16 protein-coding genes are annotated in these 20,031 nt (G+C 44.4%); 10 read left to right on the top strand and 6 right to left on the bottom strand.

The window, feature by feature from the left end:
* Window positions 1–273: 273 nt before the first annotated feature.
* Window positions 274–1,110, bottom strand: coding sequence for an aldo/keto reductase (locus M3234_RS17795; RefSeq protein WP_262305997.1), 837 nt, complete (start codon window positions 1,108–1,110; stop codon window positions 274–276).
* A gap of 138 nt (window positions 1,111–1,248) precedes the next feature.
* The gene (locus M3234_RS17790) at window positions 1,249–1,983 is read right to left on the bottom strand and encodes an IclR family transcriptional regulator (protein ID WP_262305996.1); all 735 of its coding nucleotides are present in this window, start codon (window positions 1,981–1,983) and stop codon (window positions 1,249–1,251) included.
* A 158-nt stretch (window positions 1,984–2,141) separates the two neighbouring features.
* Here M3234_RS17790 and M3234_RS17785 point away from each other — a divergent pair, with 158 nt between their 5' ends.
* From M3234_RS17785 to M3234_RS17745, 9 genes are all read left to right on the top strand, one after another.
* Window positions 2,142–2,996, top strand: a complete 855-nt coding sequence (locus tag M3234_RS17785; protein ID WP_262306090.1) for a dimethylarginine dimethylaminohydrolase family protein — start codon at window positions 2,142–2,144, stop codon at window positions 2,994–2,996.
* A gap of 20 nt (window positions 2,997–3,016) precedes the next feature.
* The gene (locus M3234_RS17780) at window positions 3,017–3,778 is read left to right on the top strand and encodes a dimethylarginine dimethylaminohydrolase family protein (protein ID WP_262305995.1); all 762 of its coding nucleotides are present in this window, start codon (window positions 3,017–3,019) and stop codon (window positions 3,776–3,778) included.
* Between the two features lie 26 nt (window positions 3,779–3,804).
* Window positions 3,805–5,424 carry a M20/M25/M40 family metallo-hydrolase gene (locus M3234_RS17775; RefSeq protein ID WP_262305994.1) on the top strand — a complete coding sequence of 540 codons (1,620 nt, stop codon included), beginning with the start codon at window positions 3,805–3,807 and terminating at the stop codon, window positions 5,422–5,424.
* A 23-nt stretch (window positions 5,425–5,447) separates the two neighbouring features.
* Window positions 5,448–6,851, top strand: coding sequence for an amino acid permease (locus tag M3234_RS17770; RefSeq protein ID WP_262305993.1), 1,404 nt, complete (start codon window positions 5,448–5,450; stop codon window positions 6,849–6,851).
* Between the two features lie 310 nt (window positions 6,852–7,161).
* Complete coding sequence (locus M3234_RS17765) at window positions 7,162–8,544, top strand: L-cystine transporter (RefSeq protein ID WP_262305992.1); 1,383 nt, start codon at window positions 7,162–7,164, stop codon at window positions 8,542–8,544.
* 327 nt (window positions 8,545–8,871) lie between these two features.
* On the top strand, window positions 8,872–9,819 hold the full coding sequence (locus tag M3234_RS17760; RefSeq protein WP_262305991.1) for an ATP-binding protein: 948 nt from the start codon (window positions 8,872–8,874) through the stop codon (window positions 9,817–9,819).
* A 410-nt stretch (window positions 9,820–10,229) separates the two neighbouring features.
* Window positions 10,230–11,462 (top strand): Zn-dependent hydrolase, encoded by a 1,233-nt coding sequence (locus M3234_RS17755; RefSeq protein WP_262305990.1) that lies wholly within the window; start codon window positions 10,230–10,232, stop codon window positions 11,460–11,462.
* Window positions 11,463–11,772: 310 nt separating this feature from the next.
* On the top strand, window positions 11,773–13,398 hold the full coding sequence (locus M3234_RS17750) for a PAS domain-containing sensor histidine kinase (RefSeq protein WP_262305989.1): 1,626 nt from the start codon (window positions 11,773–11,775) through the stop codon (window positions 13,396–13,398).
* Between the two features lie 154 nt (window positions 13,399–13,552).
* Window positions 13,553–14,314: an NRDE family protein gene (locus tag M3234_RS17745; RefSeq protein WP_311315663.1), complete on the top strand. Its 762-nt coding sequence runs from the start codon at window positions 13,553–13,555 to the stop codon at window positions 14,312–14,314.
* A gap of 146 nt (window positions 14,315–14,460) precedes the next feature.
* Here M3234_RS17745 and M3234_RS17740 read toward each other — a convergent pair whose 3' ends face one another.
* Window positions 14,461–15,366: an SDR family oxidoreductase gene (locus M3234_RS17740; protein ID WP_262305988.1), complete on the bottom strand. Its 906-nt coding sequence runs from the start codon at window positions 15,364–15,366 to the stop codon at window positions 14,461–14,463.
* A 227-nt stretch (window positions 15,367–15,593) separates the two neighbouring features.
* On the opposite strand from M3234_RS17740, the gene M3234_RS17735 reads away from it, so the two are divergent.
* Complete coding sequence (locus M3234_RS17735; RefSeq protein WP_262305987.1) at window positions 15,594–16,328, top strand: sulfite exporter TauE/SafE family protein; 735 nt, start codon at window positions 15,594–15,596, stop codon at window positions 16,326–16,328.
* Between the two features lie 49 nt (window positions 16,329–16,377).
* Here the strand turns inward: M3234_RS17735 and ahpF are convergent, their stop codons facing one another.
* From ahpF to M3234_RS17720, 3 genes are all read right to left on the bottom strand, one after another.
* Window positions 16,378–17,958, bottom strand: a complete 1,581-nt coding sequence (gene ahpF / locus M3234_RS17730; protein WP_262305986.1) for an alkyl hydroperoxide reductase subunit F — start codon at window positions 17,956–17,958, stop codon at window positions 16,378–16,380.
* Window positions 17,959–17,972: 14 nt separating this feature from the next.
* Complete coding sequence (ahpC, locus tag M3234_RS17725) at window positions 17,973–18,533, bottom strand: alkyl hydroperoxide reductase subunit C (RefSeq protein WP_262305985.1); 561 nt, start codon at window positions 18,531–18,533, stop codon at window positions 17,973–17,975.
* A gap of 399 nt (window positions 18,534–18,932) precedes the next feature.
* Window positions 18,933–19,904, bottom strand: a complete 972-nt coding sequence (locus M3234_RS17720; protein WP_262306088.1) for an NAD(P)H-dependent flavin oxidoreductase — start codon at window positions 19,902–19,904, stop codon at window positions 18,933–18,935.
* Window positions 19,905–20,031: the final 127 nt, after the last annotated feature.

The following is a 20,031-nucleotide window of genomic DNA, read 5'->3' as shown; positions in this document are numbered from 1 at the left end:
TGTGACGGATAGCTTTAAACGCTTAGCCTTTTTATTCTACCAGACATGGAGCTGAGGAGTGAATGTGGAATCATTTCCAAAAAATGAAAGCATATTATCCAAAATATATACTTGAATCTACTTCCATTTTACAATATATCGTATAGTTTTTTAAACTATTTAAACAATAAGGCAATTCAAATATACTCAATAATGATTATGAAAGGAAAAGGCACCCCCCCTCCATTAATAATGAGATTGGTGCCCTTTTGCATAATAATTGCCGCCGGGGTCCTAGATGGTTGGATAAACTTGGTCCGGGTCGGAGCCGGTACGCCTCTCCTGGTTTAGTCTACTGATTGCCGCCATGTCTTCTGCCGAGAGTTCGAATTCGTAAATGCCGACATTCTCTGCGATTCGGGCAGGCGTGATTGATTTAGGAATAATAATGATATTCTGCTGCAGATGCCAACGAAGAATGATTTGCGCGACCGTTTTTTGGTGACGCCCTGCTATTTCTTCAAGCACTGAATCGGCTAAAATCCGGCCTTTTGCCAGCGGGCTCCATGCCTCGACGGCAATTCGGTTCTCCCGCAAATATTGCCTTAATGGCTCCTGGGTTAGATAGGGGTGCAGTTCAATCTGGTTCACCATCGGCAGTACATTTGCCTTTGTTTTTAATTGCTCAAGATGATGAATTTGGAAATTGCTTACGCCGATTGCCCGCACCATCTTTTCCTCATACAACCGCTCGATCGCCCGCCATGTCTCAAATAAATGCTTTTGGCTTGGCCAATGGACAAGCAGCAAGTCCAACTGGCTTAATTGCAGGTCGGCCAACGATTCTTCAAAAGTAAACAACGTTTGGTCATAGCCTTGGTTGCTGTTACCGATTTTTGTCGTAATGAAAAGGTCTTTCCTTGCTATGTCGCAATTATGCAAAAGCTCCCCGAGCATTGCTTCATTTTGATACGCTTGTGCGGTGTCAAACGAACGATAGCCAACCTCCAATGCCTTCAATACTGCCGTTTCCATTTCGCTCGGTTCCGTAATTTTGAAAACGCCAAAGCCGTGCTGCGGCATTTCAACGTCATTAAGTAATCTAATCGTATCTTTAAACGTTTTATTCATGCTGTGCCTCCTAAAAATTCTCCTGTCCCTAAGTATAGCGTTTGCAAAATCTTAATGAAAGCCACGTTGTTATCTTTCCGTTAAAAAACAAAAAGGGCCGAGTACCCGGTCCCGTTCCCCTTATTTTTATTCTCTTCATCATTTTGCGCCTAATCGATTGGATATTCGCATCCCATATTGAACTGCTTTTTCAATGATGAGATTTTTCCGTTCCTCCGCCACATTGAAATTTACATAACCGATACTGAGTGCCCCGATGAGTTCACTTTGGTGGTTAAAAATCGGTGCAGCAACGGAAGATGTCCCCGGGGTTCTCTCCCCGTGACTTTCCCCATATCCCTGCTTTCGGATTTTGTTTAATAATTCTAGGAAAGATTCTCTCTCATCCGCAGATACCAACGACTGTACGATTTTTAGCATGTCACCCTTTGGCATATTGGCTAACATGACTTTATTGGCCGCCCCGATATTCAAGGGGATCTTGATCCCAAGCTGGTCATAAATGCGGATCGGGTTATGCGGACAATCAATCCGTTCCACTACCAGTGCTTCTAATCCAATTGGCTTACTAAAATACACACTCTCTTCCACTTCATGCATTAATTTCTCCATTTCAGGGCGGATGAGGCCGATAAAATCAAAGGTATCATACATTTGTAAGCCATACTCAAGCCAAGCAGTCCCCAAGGAGTAAAGCTTATGCTCCGGATCTTGTTGTATAAGATCGTGCCTTTTCATGGATTGCAGCAGCCGATGTAGCGTACTGACAGGCAGATCGCATTCTTTTGATAATTCAGTAATGGAGAACCATCTCTTTGTATCGCTTCCGGCGAGAACTTTGATTACTTTCATTGCCCGATCGATAGTTTGCATTGAAATCCCCTCCAGCCAAGGAACTTTTTAGTATTTCAGTAAATTCAAAAAATATTGACATCCATTTATTAGCACTATAATATCATATTATAGATTTTCCTGTCAGGGGAAATGAATTCCACTATGCGGAAAAAGGGGGATGTTCTTTGCTGTCTTCTATGTATAAAAAACTTAACTCCGTCATCATTAAACATCCAAAAGATGCCTTTATCAGTCAGGAGCATTTGGGTAATGAATGGAAGCGATTCAACTATATCAATGAACCTGATTTTATAAAGGCTCAGCATGAGTACGAGCAATTTCTGTCCATTGTGAAGGAACATGTGGACCTGATTGAATATTTGCCGTCATCCGATCGGGTGGGACTGGATTCGCTCTATGCCCATGACCCTGTCAAATTCACGAAAAATGGCGCGATTATTTTAAAATCCGGAAAAACATTGCGGCAGCCGGAAGCAGAGGTCTATAAAGAATTTTTACAAGAAAAACAGATTCCGATAGTAGGAGAGTTGACGGGCGAGGCTGTGGCCGACGGCGGCGACCTTGTTTGGCTCGATGACCGGACTTTGCTGATTGGACGAGGTTATCGGACCAACGATGAAGCCATCCTGCAAATCAAAGAAATGGTGAAGGATATAGTCGATGAAGTGATCGTTGTCCAGCTCCCGCATGACCAAGGGGAGAACGAATGCCTTCATCTGATGTCGATTATCAGTATCGTTGATGAGGATTTGGCGGTTGTCAATTCACGGTTAATGCCTGTTTTTCTCAGACAGCTGCTGATCAAACGCGGATATCAATTGATTGAGGTTTCCGAGGAGGAGTATTTAACGCTTGGCTGTAATGTCCTGGCATTGGCGCCCCGGGTTTGCATGCTGGTTTCCGGAAACCCTGTCACGAAACAACAGTTAATCGATGCAGGGGCTACCGTATATGAATATGAAGGAAACGAAATATCTTATTTGGGAACAGGCGGCCCGACCTGCTTAACGTGCCCGGTTGTTCGCAGCTAAAGAAAATAAGGGGGAAAATCATGTTTAAACATACCATTGTCAAAACACCGGGGAAAACATATATCAATGGATTAACGACTTCCAACTTGGGTGCACCCAAGTTGGAAAAAGCCCTGGAGCAGCACAAAGCGTATATTGAAGCGCTGAAAACTTGCGGCACGGAAGTCACCGTCCTGGAAAGCAGTGATGAATTTCCTGACTCTACCTTTGTGGAGGATACTGCGGTTTTGACACCGGGATTTGCGGTCATTTCCAACCCTGGGGCTGCATCTCGCAACGGAGAAATCCGTGATATGGAACCGGCAATCAAGTCCTTCTACGAAAAAGTTTACTATATCAAAGCGCCGGGAGCATTGGACGGAGGCGATATTTTACAAATTGAAGATCACTTTTATATCGGGATTTCCGCCCGGACCAACCAGGAAGGTGCACAGCAGCTAAAAGAAATCTTGGAATCTGAAAACTATAAAGCTACGATTGTACCTTTAAAAAAATTCTTTCATTTAAAAACAGGTATCGCCTATTTAGGGAATCAAACGATAGTGGTGGCCGGCGAATTTATCGATCACCCTGATTTTCATTCGTATAAAAAAATTATTGTCCCGCCGGAAGAGGAATATGCAGCCAATTGCATCCGGGTAAATGGCTATGTCATCATTCCGGCGGGCTATCCAGAAACAAAACAAAGGATTGAAGAGGCTGGTTATCAAACGCTTGAGCTTGATACATCGGAGTTTCGAAAATTAGATGGCGGCTTGAGCTGCTTGTCATTGCGTTTTTAACAATGAAAATGAAGGGGTCTGGGACCATGAAACAGCTTAGATGGGGAAATCCCGAAGCATTGAGGGAATTACTGTGCGAAGTGGTGAGCTGGAAAAGCATGACGCTGACCGAGGGAGAACGCGAATTTCCGTCCAAGGTTATGGTGGAGCTCGGTAAAGTGGACTTTTTTCAGAAGCATCCAGAATACTTGGAACTTCATGACGCCGATTTGGGCCGGTCCTTTTTAACGGCGTTGTATAAACATCCCAATGCTTCGGATACGGTGGTATTAATCAGTCATTTTGATACGGTAAATGTGGAGGAATTTGGTGATCTTCAAGAGTATGCGTACAAGCCGGAGGAATTAACGAAGCTGCTTTTTGACAGAATGGACGAACTGCCGGATGAGGCTCGGGAGGATCTTTTATCTGGTGAATACCTGTTTGGCCGCGGCACAATGGATATGAAAATGGGCCTTGTGATGCATATGGGGCTAATCGAAAAAGCCTCGGTCGAACAATGGAAAATTAACCTGCTCCTGCTGACAGTTCCGGATGAAGAAGTTAATTCCGCGGGGATGCGGGCGGCTGTTCCAAAGCTGTTGGAATTAAAGGAGAGGCATCAGCTAACCTATAAGCTATTTTTGAACGGGGAGCCGGTATTTACCCAGGATCCGGGTGACAGAAACTATTATGTTTATTCAGGTTCGATTGGAAAAATCATGCCGTCTGCGCTGTTTTACGGCAAGGAAACACATGTTGGCCAACCGCTCGGCGGCATAACTGCGCCTTACATTGCGTCGTTTTTAACACAGCGAATGGAATGGAATCCAAGTTTGCAGGAATCGGTGCTCGGGGAAACGACACCGCCTCCAGTCACACTGCAGCAAAAGGACTTAAAGCTGGAATACTCGACCCAGACACCTTACCGTGCGGCTGCCTTATATAATGTGTTTTTAATGAAGCGGAATGCGGAAGAAATCATGGAGCTTTTTGAAAAAGTGGCGCAGGATGCGGCACTGGCATGCAACGAGGCCTACCAGGAAATTTGCCGGGCCCAGTCGGCAACCGCGGTTGGCGCTGTCAAGGTTTTGCGTTATGAGGAATTGCAGAAGTATGCACAGCAAAAATTGGGGGCGGCGTTTGTCCAGTCAGTTAAGGCTTCGGTTCAGGGGAAATCGGAATGGGATGACCGAGAAAAGTCTTTCCGAATTGCGGACACGTTGATGATTGAGTGTCAGGAGCTCGCACCGGCGATTGTCCTTTTATATGCACCGCCCTATTATCCAGCAGTGAATTCATCTGATGATCCGCTAGTGAAGCAATGCATCGATTTTATAAAGAATTTTGGAATTGAAAAATTCGGGCTGCCAGTCCATCAAGTCCATTATTTTAACGGAATCAGCGACTTGAGCTATGTGAACTATCAAGATGCGGGTGAAGGATGGACGGTTTTTAAAGGAAATACACCGGTTTGGGGCACAAGCTACTCCATACCTTTCGATGAAATGAAGCAGCTGAAGGCACCGGTTCTAAATGTCGGTCCGTTTGGGAAAGACGCCCACAAGCGAACCGAGCGGCTTCACATCAAAAGCGCGTTCGAAGAAGTTCCTGCACTAGTTGAGGGTATGGTGAAATCTATTATTTGCAAGGAAGTTAAATGTTAATCCACTAAAAAGGGGTGTGGAAAATGGTTGAAAAAGAAGGGCAGCAGAACCAGTTAAACAGATCCATGAAACGGCGTCATTTGTTTATGCTTTCTTTGGGGGGAGTTATTGGGACAGGATTATTTTTAAACGCAGGCTATACGATTAACCAAGCTGGTGCAGGCGGGGCGTTAATCGGGTATTTATTTGGCGGCCTAATTTTATATTTGGTGATGGTGTGTCTTGGTGAGCTGGCCGTTTATATGCCTGTAACGGGATCGTTCCAAACCTATGCAAGTAGATTTATTAATCCCGCTGCCGGCTTTTCGCTGGGCTGGATGTACTTTATCGGTTCGGCGACCACTGCGGGAGTGGAATTTACCGCAGCAGGAATTTTGATGCAGCGATGGTTTCCCGACGTCTCCGTGTGGATTTGGTGCGCGATTTTCATTGCCCTGTTGTTTGTTCTGAATGCGCTTACGACCAGAGGTTTTGCCGAGGCCGAATATTGGTTTGCGGGGATTAAAGTATTGGCTGTCATCTTCTTTATCATTATTGGAGCAGGAGCTATTTTTGGCATCATTCCACTGGCGGACAGACCCGCGCCATTCATGGATAACCTGGCTCCTAAAGGACTGTTCCCTGCGGGAATTGCCATCATTTTTGTTACGATGATGAATGTTATTTTTTCTTATCAAGGATCAGAGTTAATTGGAATTGCTGCCGGCGAGAGTGAAGAACCTCATAAGAATATACCCCGAGCCATTCGAAATGTCCTTTTTAGAATTATCATTTTTTATATAGCTTCTATTATTATCCTATCAGCCGTGTTTCCAACCAAGGAACTCGGTTTATTGGAAAGTCCCTTTGTCACGTTGATGGATATGGCAGGAATACCATTTGCGCCTGATATCATGAACTTTGTCATACTGACAGCGATTCTATCAGTTGGGAACTCATGTATTTATGCTTCAACTCGTCTGCTTTGGGCGATGGCGCATGATGGGATGGCGCCAACGGTTTTCGGAAAATTATCTAGGCGAAAGGTTCCGTTTACTGCCTTGGTATTTACCATGATTTTCTCGCTTCTATCCTTGCTGACAAGTGTGTTGGCTGCCGATACGGTGTTTGTATTGTTGATGTCGATTGCCGGAATTTCTGTTACCATCTCATGGATCGGAATTGCCTTTTCGCAGTTCATGTTCCGCCGCAAGTATTTACAGGCCGGCGGGAAATTGGAAGACCTGCAATATAAAGTACCGCTTTACCCATTAGTCCCACTTTTCTGTATCATCTTCTGTGTATCCATATTAATCTTCCTAGCCTTCGACCCGACACAGCTCACAGGGCTCCTCATCGGTCTCGGCTTCCTATTAATATGCTACCTGTCCTACCACATCAAGAACAAAAAAACAGGAGCACCATCCAGCAAAATCGAAACCTTTTAATATTTACAATGTTAGTTTATATGTAATGGTGGTAAGGGTGTCAGGCACCGTTCATGGACAAAACCCCATTTTTGTCCTCCCCAGGTGGACATTTATCATGAAGGCTGATTCGCATTTTAGGCGGATCAGTTTTTTTGTAAATTTTATTGTTTGGGGCTGGCGGAATGGTATTTTAAATTTCCATTATACATATGTATGAAATATCAAACGTTTGATGAAGTAACAAAGAAAGTGAAATTGGAATTCCGACTTAGCGCATTGGGATATTCAGTGTTAGCGTTTCCTACTATCTAGGAAGGGAAGGAAGAAGATGAATACTGTTCTGATCATCGTTAACATTGCCGTTCTGCTACTGCTAATGTATGGCCTGTTCATGATGCAAAAGAAGCATGTTTCGTTTTCCAAGCGCGTATTTGCGGGATTAGGATTAGGTATTATTTTTGGTATTATTCTTCATTATATTTATGGAACTGAATCCGAAATAACAGCGCGCTCGATTGAATGGTTCAATATCGTCGGCAACGGTTACGTCAAGCTGCTACAGATGGTAGTCATGCCGCTCATTTTTGTCTCCATTGTCGGGGCGTTTACCAAATTAAAATTAACAAAAAATATTGGCAAAATTAGTTTCCTTGTCATTGGTATTCTGCTTGGCACCACCGCGATTGCGGCAGCCATCGGAATTGGTTCTGCCCTTAGTTTTAACCTTGATGGTGTTCAGTTAACAGAAGGAGATGCGGAAAAGGCGAGGAATGCCGCACTTGAGGAGCGAGTTCCACAAGTGGAAAACTTGACCTTGCCACAACAAATCATTGACTTCATTCCAAGTAATCCGTTTCAGGATTTAACTGGCGCCCGGCCGACTTCAACCATTGCGGTTGTCATTTTTGCTGCCATGATCGGAATAGCCTACCTTGGGGTAAAGCGTAAAGAACCAGAGCATGCCGAGCTCTTTGCCAAAATTATCGACACGGTGTATGCAGTCGTCATGCGGGTCGTTACCTTAATCCTAAGGCTGACACCTTACGGGATTCTCGCGATTATTACGAGAGTGGCGGCAACGAGCGACTATGATGCGATCGTGAACCTAGGGACTTTTGTGATTGCTTCCTATGTCGCGCTTGCCATCATGTTTATCGTTCATATGCTCTTGTTGATGTCGGCAAAACTCAATCCGTTCAATTATGTTAAAAAATCATTGCCGACTTTGACTTTTGCATTTACGTCGCGTACCAGCGCCGGAACGCTGCCGATGACGATAAAAACACAGACGAAGGATTTGGGTGTGTCGGAGGGAATCGCCAATTTTGCCGGCTCATTTGGATTGACGATTGGCCAGAATGGCTGTGCCGGGATTTATCCGGCGATGCTTGCCGTCATGGTCGCACCGGCAGCGGGAGTTGACCCTACCAGTCTATCATTTATTCTGACGCTAATTCTTGTGGTGACCATCGGTTCTTTCGGTGTCGCGGGTGTTGGCGGCGGCGCAACCTTCGCAGCCCTCATCGTCCTGTCGGTGATGAATTTGCCAATCGCCATCGTCGGCTTGCTCATCTCCGTCGAACCGTTGATTGACATGGGCCGAACTGCCCTAAACGTCAGCGGCGCAATGACAGCGGGCGTCCTCACCAGCAAAGCCACAAGCGAACTTGAAACCGACGTTTATCATCAGCCGGACATCGTTGAGGGGTAACTTAATTATGGAAAAAGAGCTCCGAGCACCTGCTTGGGGCTCTTTTTGAGTACTCTAAACTGAAAACAAATCCACTAGACTAATATACTAATAGCATGAAGAAGTGGGTGCCGAATTTCACATGTATTCCGATGAGGACACTTCTAACGAATTTTGGGAGATTCTCGAAGAGGATTTGAAGGTAGAATCTTCGGAAGTGAAGCTGCTTAGCTAATTCACAAAGAAGGAGAAACACGGACGATATCGTCCAACCACACCGATAAGGCACTAGAGTTTATCATCAAACCGAGAATTGCCAATGGACTCTATTATTATCCGGCCTATCGGGTGGCGCTTTGCCGTGTATGGACCTTCCAAAGCGACGGTGAACTTCACCGTGACCTGATTTTTGCCGAAAATGATTCTTGCCTTGTGTCGTTCCTGCAATATGTGTTGAAACGAAAGCGGGATTATATTAAAAACTACGTCACCGTTTACACTGATACGGAGGATGGTGTCGAGACCCAAATCGAAAGTATTAATAGTCTGGTAAAACGAGAGGATGTCTTTTTGGAAGAATCGATGAAAAAGGAAATATACCGCTCGATTGACCAGTTTTTCTCGGAGAGCGGTGAATTTTTCAAAACGTATAATATTCCGTACAAACGTGGGATTTTATTATATGGCAGGCCGGGAAATGGCAAGACGACACTCGTGAAATCTATCGCCAGTAGTATCAATGCTCCGGTGGCGTACTGGCAGATTACCGAGTATACATCTAGCTATACGATTAAAGAGGTATTCAGCTCTGTTCTAAAGCTGGCGCCGATGGTTCTCGTGATAGAAGATATTGATTCGATGCCGTCAGGAGTTCGCTCGGTGTTCCTGAATACGCTTGACGGGGCAACCTCGAAAGAAGGGGTATTCCTGATTGGCACGACGAATTATCCCGAAAAAATTGACCCGGCCCTGATGAACCGCTCAGGCAGGTTTGACCGCGCTTATAAAATCAAGCTGCCGACGACGGAACTTCGATACCAGTATTTAATTGCGAAAAAGTTGGACCGGATTTTAGCAGATGAGAGGATTAGGGAAGTCGCGGAGGTGACGAAGGACTTGTCGTATGCCCAGTTGAACGAACTGTACACTTCTATTGCTCTTGAATGGCACTACGAACAGCAGGTCGACATCGCCAAATTGTGCGGCGACCTTAAGTCGGTCCAGTATAAGCAGCAAATACAATCTTGGGATGATGATGTGGCTTCAATTGGTTTTATCGGATTCCAGGAAGATTAATGTGTTTTGATCGGATAGCCCTTGGGGTTATCCGATTTTTTATGAGATTAAGGGTCATTGATATAGATAAATCCTATGTGCACGAAAGCATGAAAAAATATGTGACCCGGTAAAAAAGAGAGGCCCTATTTGCCCGAGAGCAAGAAAAAACAGGTGATCCTGTAAAAAAGAGAGGTCCAATTTGCCCGAGAGCAAGAAAAAATAGATGTCCCGGTCAGATTGGACATTTATAAACCGGTAGCACCTAAATCATACAAACTATAAAACAATTGCTATGAATTTTATTATGATTTGTCTAATGACAACCTCCATAGGGGGGATATAATTAAAGTTAACTGAATATTTTTAAAAGGACATTATTGTCATGGTATTTTTAAAAACGCTATCAAATCTTAAAGGGGGGCTAAAAAATGCAAAAACAAAAGATATTGATTAACGGGGAACGACTGAAGCAGGAGTTAGAGCGATTCGCCGAGTTTGGCCGCACGGAAAACAATGGTGTTACCCGGCTATCGTTATCAGATGAGGATCGCCGGGTGCGCGATTATTTCCGCTCCTGCTGTGAGGAGCTGGGGATGACGATTAAAGTCGACGATATGGGCTGCATGTACGCCACTCTGGAAGGCACGGAGAATAAACCGCCGATTTTAATTGGTTCCCATCTGGATTCGGTAAAAAAGGGCGGCCGCTTCGATGGCGTTCTCGGTGTCGTAACCGGGTTGGAAGTCGTAAGAACACTCGTCGACCAAAATATTAAGCCTAAATATCCCATTACTGTTGTGAATTTTACCAATGAAGAAGGGGCAAGGTTTGAGCCTTCAATGATGGCCTCCGGAGTCCTCTCGGGGAAATTCGATAAAGCGGCCATGCTGCAAAAGAAGGATGCTTCCGGAACAACCTTCGGTGAAGCACTTAAGGCAATCGGTTACGAAGGCAGTTCAGATAACCGCCTCAAGGAAGCATCAGCCTTCCTCGAACTACACATCGAGCAGGGACCGATCCTCGAATCGGAAAAGCTGACCATTGGAGTGGTTGAATGTGTGGTCGGAATGGCCTGCTTTGAAATTGAAGTTACGGGCGAATCCGATCATGCCGGGACGACCCCAATGACGATGCGCAAGGATGCTCTGTTTGCCGCAAACAATCTCATCAACGATATCCGCAATCACCTCAGTAACCTTGATCCGGAGCTAGTTTTCACCATCGGCAGGGTCAATGTGTATCCAAGTATTCATACAGTCATTCCTAATAAATTCGTCTTTACACTTGAGGCACGCCACAAAGACATGGAAATCGTCAACACCTTCAAGGACTTCGTTCAAGGGTTGCAGAACTTTACCGAAAACGAAGGCTGCGAGATCAAGGTAACGAAATTGTGGGATCGTGATACGGTCTGGTTCGAGCCGGAGTTGTGCAATCTTTTGGAACAATCAGCACAGATGCTTGGCTATTCCCATAAACGAATGGTCAGCGGAGCCGGCCATGACGCCCAGTTCATCGCTAACTATGTTCCAACCGCGATGCTGTTCGTTCCAAGCGTGAATGGAAAAAGCCACTGTGAGGAAGAACTCACGTCTTGGGAGGACTGTGAAAAAGGGGTAAACGTCGTTTTGGATACCGTTCTTAGCCTGCTGGCACGGTAGCGCAAAGAAAATACGTGATATCGCAAATTAAACAGCGACATCCGCAAATAACATCATTCATTTTTTAAGCTCTGCCACAACCGCGGCAGGGTTTTTCCTTTTTATAAAAAATAAATCCTCTCACCAAACTCTATTAGATTGTCGACACTCACCGAGGAACGATCAGCGTGGAAAGCGCTCTTAGAAAAGGCAGCACATTTATCATGGAGATTCCGCAAATAAACTTAAATGTTAGATAAAGGAATGTATTCCAATAAAAGATTATCTGATATATGATAGAAAATATACTAGATAATGGATGTGGGGTCCGTTGAATCTGCTGGATTATGTTGTTAATCTCTCGCTTTTTTCCTTATTTGCCAGTACACCATTAGTACTCCGATCCTTCATTGCTTTTAGGCCGATTAAACACTATCGGATATTTGGAGGAATCTATGCGGGAATCATCACTGCCGTCCTTGTAGCGTTATCCTTCGAACGTGAAGGGTATGTGTACGATTTACGCTACGCTGCAGTCATTCTCAGTTTTGCCTATTTAGGCCCGGTGGGCGGCCTTATTACAGCTGCTTTTTCAATTGCCGCACGACTTTTGGCGGGCGGTCACTGGTTAACACCTATAATTGGCTGGTTAGTCGTCATTGTAGGTTTTCTTATCGTATATTTATTGACACCCAAGCTCAATGCCGTCAAAAAAACTGTTGCCTTGTTTTTGATCTATTTGGTTGTCTATGTCATTGATGTTCCGATCATTTTTAAGGTTTTTCCAGACAAACCGCTGTTTCATTTACAATACATTCTGTTTATTATGTTAGGAGTTGTCCTGGGAGTTTTACTAATCGAGTCGTATCTAAAGCTGTATCGGTTGAATGATAGACTGCTAGAAACGTATAAAATGGTGGAAGAGAGTGAGTTTAATTATCGCCTTATCGCCGAGAATACCTCCGACCTGATTAAGGTAATGGATAAGCAACATTCCATCAGCTACTTTTCCCCATCACACCAGCTTGTTTTGGGGTACGACCTATCCGAATTAGAGGGTGCGGATTTATGCGAGTTTATTCATCCTGACGATATCGGGATGTTCAGAAATACCATTCAGGGCATGTTTGAATCGAAAGAATCGCAATCGATGGAATTTCGTTTCCTGCACAAGGGTGGCCGCTGGATTGAATTTGAGTCCCGTTGTGTGCCCGTTGAGGGGGAAAATCACGCTGTCGAGCATATCGTCATTATTAGCCGCGATATTTCGGAACGAAAAAAATCCGAGGAAATTCTTCTGCAATCTGAAAAACTATCAATCGTCGGTGAACTGGCGGCGGGGATCGCCCACGAAATCCGTAATCCGTTGACAACGATTAAAGGATTTATTCAGCTTTACAAATCGACCAATAACGATTTTGAGTTTAGTGAATTGCTCCTGGGGGAGTTGGGTCGGATTGAAACCATTACGAGCGAAATGCTCACGTTGGGCAAACCGCAGGCGGTTAAGATGGTCGGTGCTGATTTACGGGAGTTGATTGAAAATACGATGGAGCTGTTGTCTCCGCAAGCGTTGCTGAACGGGATCCAGTTTCAAATGGTATCGGAAAAATCTCCATTTTTTATAACTTGCGAAAAAAATCAGTTGAGACAAGTGTTCTTGAATATTTTCAAAAATGCCATGGAGGCAATGCCCGAAGGTGGGGAGATCCATATCCAGCTTCGAAATGGCGCTCCGGGTGAGTGCGTTGTGTCTGTCAAGGACCATGGATGCGGCATCCCGGAAGAGCTGTTGCCGCGTTTGGGAGAGCCGTTTTACAGTTTAAAAGAAAAGGGAACAGGACTCGGCATCATGATTTGCCATAAAATTATCAAGCAGCACCACGGCAGTATCACCTATCATAGTAAAGAAAACGAAGGAACCCTGGTAGAGATTAAATTGCCATTAGTAGAATAAGGGAAAAAGCGAAGCGAATCTCTGGAGAGGAGGTTTCCTTCGCTTTTTTAATAGACTATACTAATCAAACGTTTGATTAGTCTGAGCATTATCATAGTAATTCATAGAGCTGACGGGATAAAATATAAGAAGGTAAATTTTTCAAAAGGCTGTGATGGCGATGTGTTTAATTCTGTTTGCTTATAAGGTACATCCTGATTATAAATTGATTGTGGCAGCGAACCGAGATGAGTTTTACAAGAGACCGACGGCTCCGGCCCATTACTGGGAAGACCACCCTGAAATTCTAGCAGGGCGTGATCTTGAAAAAATGGGCACGTGGATGGGAATCACTCGCAATGGTCGATTTGCCGCCCTAACGAATTATCGTAATCCGCAGGAGCAGGCAGACGGAAAGCATTCCCGTGGCGAATTAGTGGCAAATGCACTTTTATATGAAGGAAATATGAAAGAGTATATGGAGAAGCTGAGCGAAAACAAGGAGCAGTACCCGGGCTATAACCTGCTGGCGGGGGACATAGATGAACTCTACTATTTCTCCAATATTGGTGGAGAGCTTCAAAAACTTGAACCGGGGCTATATGGTGTCAGCAATCATTTATTAAATACTGACTGGCCAAAGGTGATTAAAGGCAAGGAACGATTATCGAAACTCATGAATGGCAATCTGGAAGGTTTGATAGACGAGCTATTCACGCTGCTTCAAACATCTGACCCTGTTGCAGATGAACAGCTGCCGAAAACGGGGGTATCGTTGGAGATGGAGCGAATGCTGTCACCACTATTTATCAGCAGTGAACACTACGGAACAAGAAGCTCAACTATCTTATTAATGACCAATACCGGAATTCAGTACATTGAACGTACATTTACAAGTGACAGTACAAAGGAACAACAATTCAAAATTCAAATATAACAACAGGTCAAAAACTAAATTAAGAAAAGTGTTAAAGTGATAAATGGTGTCAGGCACCACGCGTGGACATTTGTCCGCCAGTGGTGGACACCATTTTTTATTGATTCGTTCTCAGATTATTTGCGCGAATAGCTGACCCGTTTCTGCTACGAGGTGATAAAGTCGCCGCCGTTGACGTGGAGGGTTTGGCCGGTGACGTATCTGGAGTCGTCGCTGGCGAGGTAGACGTAGGCGGGGGCGAGTTCGAAGGGCTGGCCGGCCCGTTTCATGGGAGTGTCGGTTCCAAAGGTTGTGACACGCTCTGCGGAAAAGGATGAAGGAATGAGCGGTGTCCAAATGGGCCCCGGTGCTACCGCATTGACGCGGATACCTTGATCCACAATCGACTGGGAGAAGGAGCGAGTAAAGGAAACGATAGCCCCTTTCGTCGCAGAGTAATCGATTAATGTTTTTTCACCCCGAAAAGCGGTGATCGAAGTAGTATTAATAATTGAACTACCCTCTTTTAAGTGTGGCATTGCCGCCTGTGTCATAAAGAAATACGAAAAAATATTGGTTGCAAAGGTATGGATTAGCTGCTGTTCCGAAATATCCGCTAACCGGTCCTGTGGGTATTGAACAGCGCAATTGTTAACGAGAATATCCAGTTTTCCAAATGTCCGTACCGCCTGATCCACCACCTTCTGGCAATTTTCCTTAAAGCGCAGGTCTGCAGGAATCGTCAAGCAGCGCCTGCCGATTTCTTCCACTCTTGCCTTCGTTTCATCGGCATCCCGTTCCTCATACAAATAGGAAATCGCGATATCTGCTCCTTCCTTGGCAAAAGCGTAGGCTACCGCGCGGCCAATCCCGCTGTCACCGCCTGTTATAATGGCAACTTTGCCATGCAGCTTGCCACTCCCTTTATAATTTGGATTCTCCGATATGGGTCTTGGATTCATTAAGTATTCTAATCCAGGCTGCTGATCCTGATGCTGGGGTGGAAACGGTAGCATTTGCTCCTCGCATTTTGTTTCTTTTCCATAGTATGGATACATCGGATAGTCTCTCATATCAGTTCCTCCTTGGGCGGTTTATCTAGAACACTATATGCCTGGGAAACTGGGAAGTTCCAGTAAATAAAATTCACTAAATTCTACTAAGAATATTTTAACTATTCACAGCCATCGAACGTTTTTTTTTGATAAGATTTTCTTATTGTTTTTCATAAAAAGAGCGAATTTTATTTATCTTTAAGAAAGGAATATACTGTAAAAGAAGGAACAAGGGGGTGCAAAACATGGAATATATTGCTCTTTTTATCATTGGGATTTGTGCGACAACGCTCGGAACACTTGCAGGAGGAGGCGGACTAATAAGTCTTCCGGCAATGCTGATTCTAGGTTTTCCGGTTCACTCCGCTATTGGTGCGAATAAAGTTTCAAATACAATTAGTTCATTTTCTAGCTTCTATCATCTTTATAGAAGGAAGGAAATCTCGCTAAAGGAAGCATGGTGGATCATCCCTGTCAGCCTTGGCGGCGGGGCAAGCGGCGGTTTTATTGCTTCAAAAATATCTGCAGAAAATATGTCTATCATCGCAATTATTTTATTATTCTTTGCTTTCATTACATCGTTTCATAAGAAGGGGAATTTTACGGGGCAGGAGCCATTGAAGCCAAACAAAATCAGTGTGCCCGGTCTTTATGGCATCGGGATGTATGACGGCTTGTTTGGTCCGGGGCAGGGAACATTAATGCTGTATTTATTCGGTTTTCTGAATATCGCCTACATCAAGGCAGTAGGATTGGTCCGCCTAGCCACTTTTTCAAGCTGTTTTGGCGCCGCCATTACCTACATCGCTACCGGAAAAATCATCTGGCCGCTGACGCTGGCTTTGCTGCTCGGTTCCCTAACAGGAGCGCAAATCGGCGTCCGCATCGCCGAAAAACTGCAGCCGAAATTTGTGAGACCAATCCTTAGGGTCGTCACAGTCGGACTGATTTTCCAGATAGTAATAGGGAAGGTGCTGTAGGGCTTCAATATAAAAAGGGAATTGGACGAGTCCAATTCCCTTTGACCATTTATTGATGAACAGCTTCCTTTTGCTCGCTAGCTGAATCAACGTTCGACCAATCGTTTCTGATAATATAATCGAAAGCACCCAGTGCCGCTGTTGCACCTGATCCCATTGAAATAATGATTTGCTTATAGGCACTGTCTGTACAGTCACCGGCGGCAAATATACCAGGAACGCTGGTTGCCCCATGCTTATCGACAACGAGTTCGCCCATGCGGGTTTTTTCGAATGTGTCATCGAGCCAATCGGTATTCGGCACAAGGCCGATTTGAACAAACACACCTTGCAATTCAACGTGATGTTCTTTGCCAGTACCACGATCAATATAAGTAAGACCGTTCACTTTGTCAGTACCGGTAATTTCCTTTGTTTGCGCGTTCTTGATTACTGTTACGTTGGAAAGACTGTATAGACGATCCTGCAATACAGAGTCTGCCTTCAGTTCCGGAGCAAACTCAATTACTGTTACATGCTTTACGATACCTGCAAGGTCAATGGCCGCTTCAATCCCGGAATTCCCGCCGCCAATAACAGCAACGTCTTTTCCTTCAAATAACGGACCATCACAGTGAGGGCAGTAAGCCACGCCTTTGTTCTTGAACTCCGCTTCGCCAGGAACGTTTACATTACGCCAGCGGGCACCCGTTGACAGGATCACGGTTTTACTTTTCAAAACAGCGCCGTTCTCCAGTTCAACCTCGATGTAGTCGTTCTTTTCTATACGCTTAGCGCGCTGTAAATTCATGATATCGACGTTGTATTCTTTTACATGCTCTTCAAGACTGGCTGCAAGCTTAGGGCCTTCAGTATATTTTGTACCGATGAAGTTCTCGATGCCAAGAGTATCCATGATCTGGCCGCCAAAGCGCTCGGCAACAATACCGGTACGAATGCCTTTACGTGCTGCATAAACTGCTGCACTTGCACCCGCAGGGCCGCCGCCGACAACCAATACATCAAACGGATCTTTACTATCAAACTCTGATGCATCAGCCGTGCTGCCCATCTTGGCAAGAATTTCTTCGAGCGACATCCGGCCGCCGCCGAAAGATTCCCCATTAAGGAATACGGTTGGCACAGCCATGATATTTTTGCTTTCGACTTCCGCTTTATAGGCCGCACCGTCAATCATGGTATGTGTAATGCCAGGATTGAGAACACTCATCACGTTTAGTGCTTGGACAACATCGGGGCAGTTATGACAAGTTAAGCTGACATACGTTTCAAAGTGAAATTCGCCCTTGAGTTTTTTCACTTGGTCAATGACCTTTTGATCAACCTTAGGAGCTCTGCCACTCACCTGCAAAAGCGCCAACACTAATGAAGTAAATTCATGTCCAAGCGGGACGCCGGCAAAAGTAATGCCGTTTTCCTCGCCAGGACGATTGACACTAAAACTTGGTGTTCTTTCCAATGTTGTTTTTTCTGCTTTAATTTTAGGCGACATCGCTGTTAGCTCATCAACGAGAGCAAGCATGTCCTCTGACACCTTGTCAGATCCTGTACTGACTTTCAGAAGCACGTCGCCTTCCATTAGCTGAAGATACTGAGCTAATTGTGCTTTTATATCTGCATCTAATATCATTATTATCCTGCTCCTTAAATTTTGCCTACAAGGTCAAGGCTTGGCTTAAGTGTTTCGCCGCCTTCTTGCCATTTAGCCGGGCAAACTTCACCTGGATTGTTGCGCACATATTGCGCTGCTTTGATTTTGTTCACGATTGTGCTTGCATCACGGCCAATGCCGTCTGCGTTGATTTCCATAGCTTGTACGACGCCGTCTGGATCAATGATGAAAGTGGCGCGTTGAGCAAGACCTTCGTCATCTAAAACATCGAATAAAGTAGAAATTTTGTGTGAAGGGTCGCCAATCATTGTGTATTCGATTTTGCTGATGGCAGGTGAGTGATCATGCCATGCTTTATGTGTAAAATGAGTATCAGTTGAACAAGAATAAACTTCTACGCCAAGTTCTTTTAGAGTTGCATATTGGTTTTGCAGGTCTTCAAGCTCAGTTGGGCAAACGAATGTAAAGTCTGCTGGGTAGAAGCAAAGAACGCTCCATTGACCTTTGAAAGTTTCTTCACTAACTGATTTGAAATCACCGTTTTGGTATGCTTGTGCTAAGAATGGTTGTACTTCTTTTCCGATTAAAGACATGATAAATCTTCCTCCTAAATGATGTTTATATAACAACTAATTATTTGGTTTTAATAATTAGTTATTTAAAATAATTCTAATACAATACATATTATTATATATATTTAACCATATTGTCAAGAATTATAACCTTAAAATTTTCCAGTGACTTTCTGTATAATAATGTAAACGCTGTCATTTAGAAGAGCCAGCGTTGGCTGCAGGCCGCTTTTTTACAATAAAAAATTAATTTTGATAGAAGAGCATTGATTTTCAATTAATATATATATTCTCAATTAATAAAGTTGAAAAAGGTACTTTTTATAGTTTTCCAATAAAAGTAATGGGTCCAATTTAATAGGTAAAAAAGGTACCTGACTTATAAGCGCTAATATGCTCTAAAGTCGGTACCTTCTATAATTAAATACAAGCTTCATATTCCCTTATGATGTTGTTGATGATTGTTTTAACCGGGAGGATTTCATTGATTTCGGGGACCCGTGCGCCGGCAAAAACAAGACCGTTTTCACAATCGCCGTTCATCGAGGTGACCAAAGAATCCATCGTGCAAAACCGATAAGAGCAATTTTTCAGGCAATCGATGCACTTCTTTATTCTCACCTTTTTTTCATCCGAAATCAGGTCGGTAAAATGGTTTTTGATCGCCCGGCCCTGAAGGCCAACTGTCGTTTTTACCATAACTATATCTTCCTGACGGGCATGAACATATTTTTCTTTAAAGGATAACGGTGCATCGCATTCCTCGCTGGCAACAAATCTGGTTCCCATTTGCACGCCGGAAGCTCCCATCTTAAGGGCGCGGGCAAGATCTTCGCCGTTCATGATCCCTCCGGCAGCAATCACGGGAATCTTCACTGCTTCCGCTACCTCCGGTAAAATATCGAATAAGGGCCGATCCGTTCCAAGGTGTCCGCCGGCTTCATGGCCTTCGACCACCACAGCCGCTGCGCCAAGACGCTCTGACATTTTCGCCAGCCTTGCCGATGAAACAATGGAGATGACAGGGATGCCGGCTTCTTTGCCCCAGGCATACATATCTCTCGAAATGCCTGCTCCTGAAATGATGAAGTCGACCTTCTCTTCAATGGCTGCCTTCATTTTTTCAGCAAAGTCACTCATGGCAAAGAGAACATTAACCCCGATATAGCCTGCACCTTCTATACTTTTTCTGGCCTTCCGAATATGGTTTCTCATCTCGTCAACTGTAATTCCGGTTCCTGAGATGATTCCGATCCCGCCGGCGTTGGCAACTGCAGATGCCAGCCCGCTTAGGGAAATTCCTACTCCCATGCCGCCTTGCATGATGGGAAATTTGGGTAACATGTGACCTATTTTCAACTGTGGGAAATTCAAGCAAAAACCCCATTTCATCATTATTTTTAAGGATACCATGTCATTGTATCAATAAAACTGCATTGATGAAGTGAGATAATTAACACCTGCTCCTAATAGTTGATGATACTCAATGCTTTGTCACATACCATCCCTTTGTGGAACA

The organism is Neobacillus niacini, from assembly GCF_023715785.1.
Taxonomy (GTDB): Bacteria; Bacillota; Bacilli; order Bacillales; family Cytobacillaceae; genus Neobacillus; species Neobacillus niacini_E.
The sequence above is the reverse complement of the archived record's forward strand: the minus strand, read 5'-3'. Positions and strand labels throughout refer to the sequence as shown.

Coding starts and splice junctions, on each gene's coding strand:
- M3234_RS17795 (WP_262305997.1), bottom strand. CDS start 1,110: ATGAATAAAACGTTTAAAGATACGATTAGATTACTTAATGACGTTGAA.
- M3234_RS17790 (WP_262305996.1), bottom strand. CDS start 1,983: ATGCAAACTATCGATCGGGCAATGAAAGTAATCAAAGTTCTCGCCGGA.
- M3234_RS17785 (WP_262306090.1), top strand. CDS start 2,142: ATGTATAAAAAACTTAACTCCGTCATCATTAAACATCCAAAAGATGCC.
- M3234_RS17780 (WP_262305995.1), top strand. CDS start 3,017: ATGTTTAAACATACCATTGTCAAAACACCGGGGAAAACATATATCAAT.
- M3234_RS17775 (WP_262305994.1), top strand. CDS start 3,805: ATGAAACAGCTTAGATGGGGAAATCCCGAAGCATTGAGGGAATTACTG.
- M3234_RS17770 (WP_262305993.1), top strand. CDS start 5,448: ATGGTTGAAAAAGAAGGGCAGCAGAACCAGTTAAACAGATCCATGAAA.
- M3234_RS17765 (WP_262305992.1), top strand. CDS start 7,162: ATGAATACTGTTCTGATCATCGTTAACATTGCCGTTCTGCTACTGCTA.
- M3234_RS17755 (WP_262305990.1), top strand. CDS start 10,230: ATGCAAAAACAAAAGATATTGATTAACGGGGAACGACTGAAGCAGGAG.
- M3234_RS17745 (WP_311315663.1), top strand. CDS start 13,553: ATGGCGATGTGTTTAATTCTGTTTGCTTATAAGGTACATCCTGATTAT.
- M3234_RS17740 (WP_262305988.1), bottom strand. CDS start 15,366: ATGAGAGACTATCCGATGTATCCATACTATGGAAAAGAAACAAAATGC.
- M3234_RS17735 (WP_262305987.1), top strand. CDS start 15,594: ATGGAATATATTGCTCTTTTTATCATTGGGATTTGTGCGACAACGCTC.
- ahpF (WP_262305986.1), bottom strand. CDS start 17,958: ATGATATTAGATGCAGATATAAAAGCACAATTAGCTCAGTATCTTCAG.
- ahpC (WP_262305985.1), bottom strand. CDS start 18,533: ATGTCTTTAATCGGAAAAGAAGTACAACCATTCTTAGCACAAGCATAC.
- M3234_RS17720 (WP_262306088.1), bottom strand. CDS start 19,904: ATGAAATGGGGTTTTTGCTTGAATTTCCCACAGTTGAAAATAGGTCAC.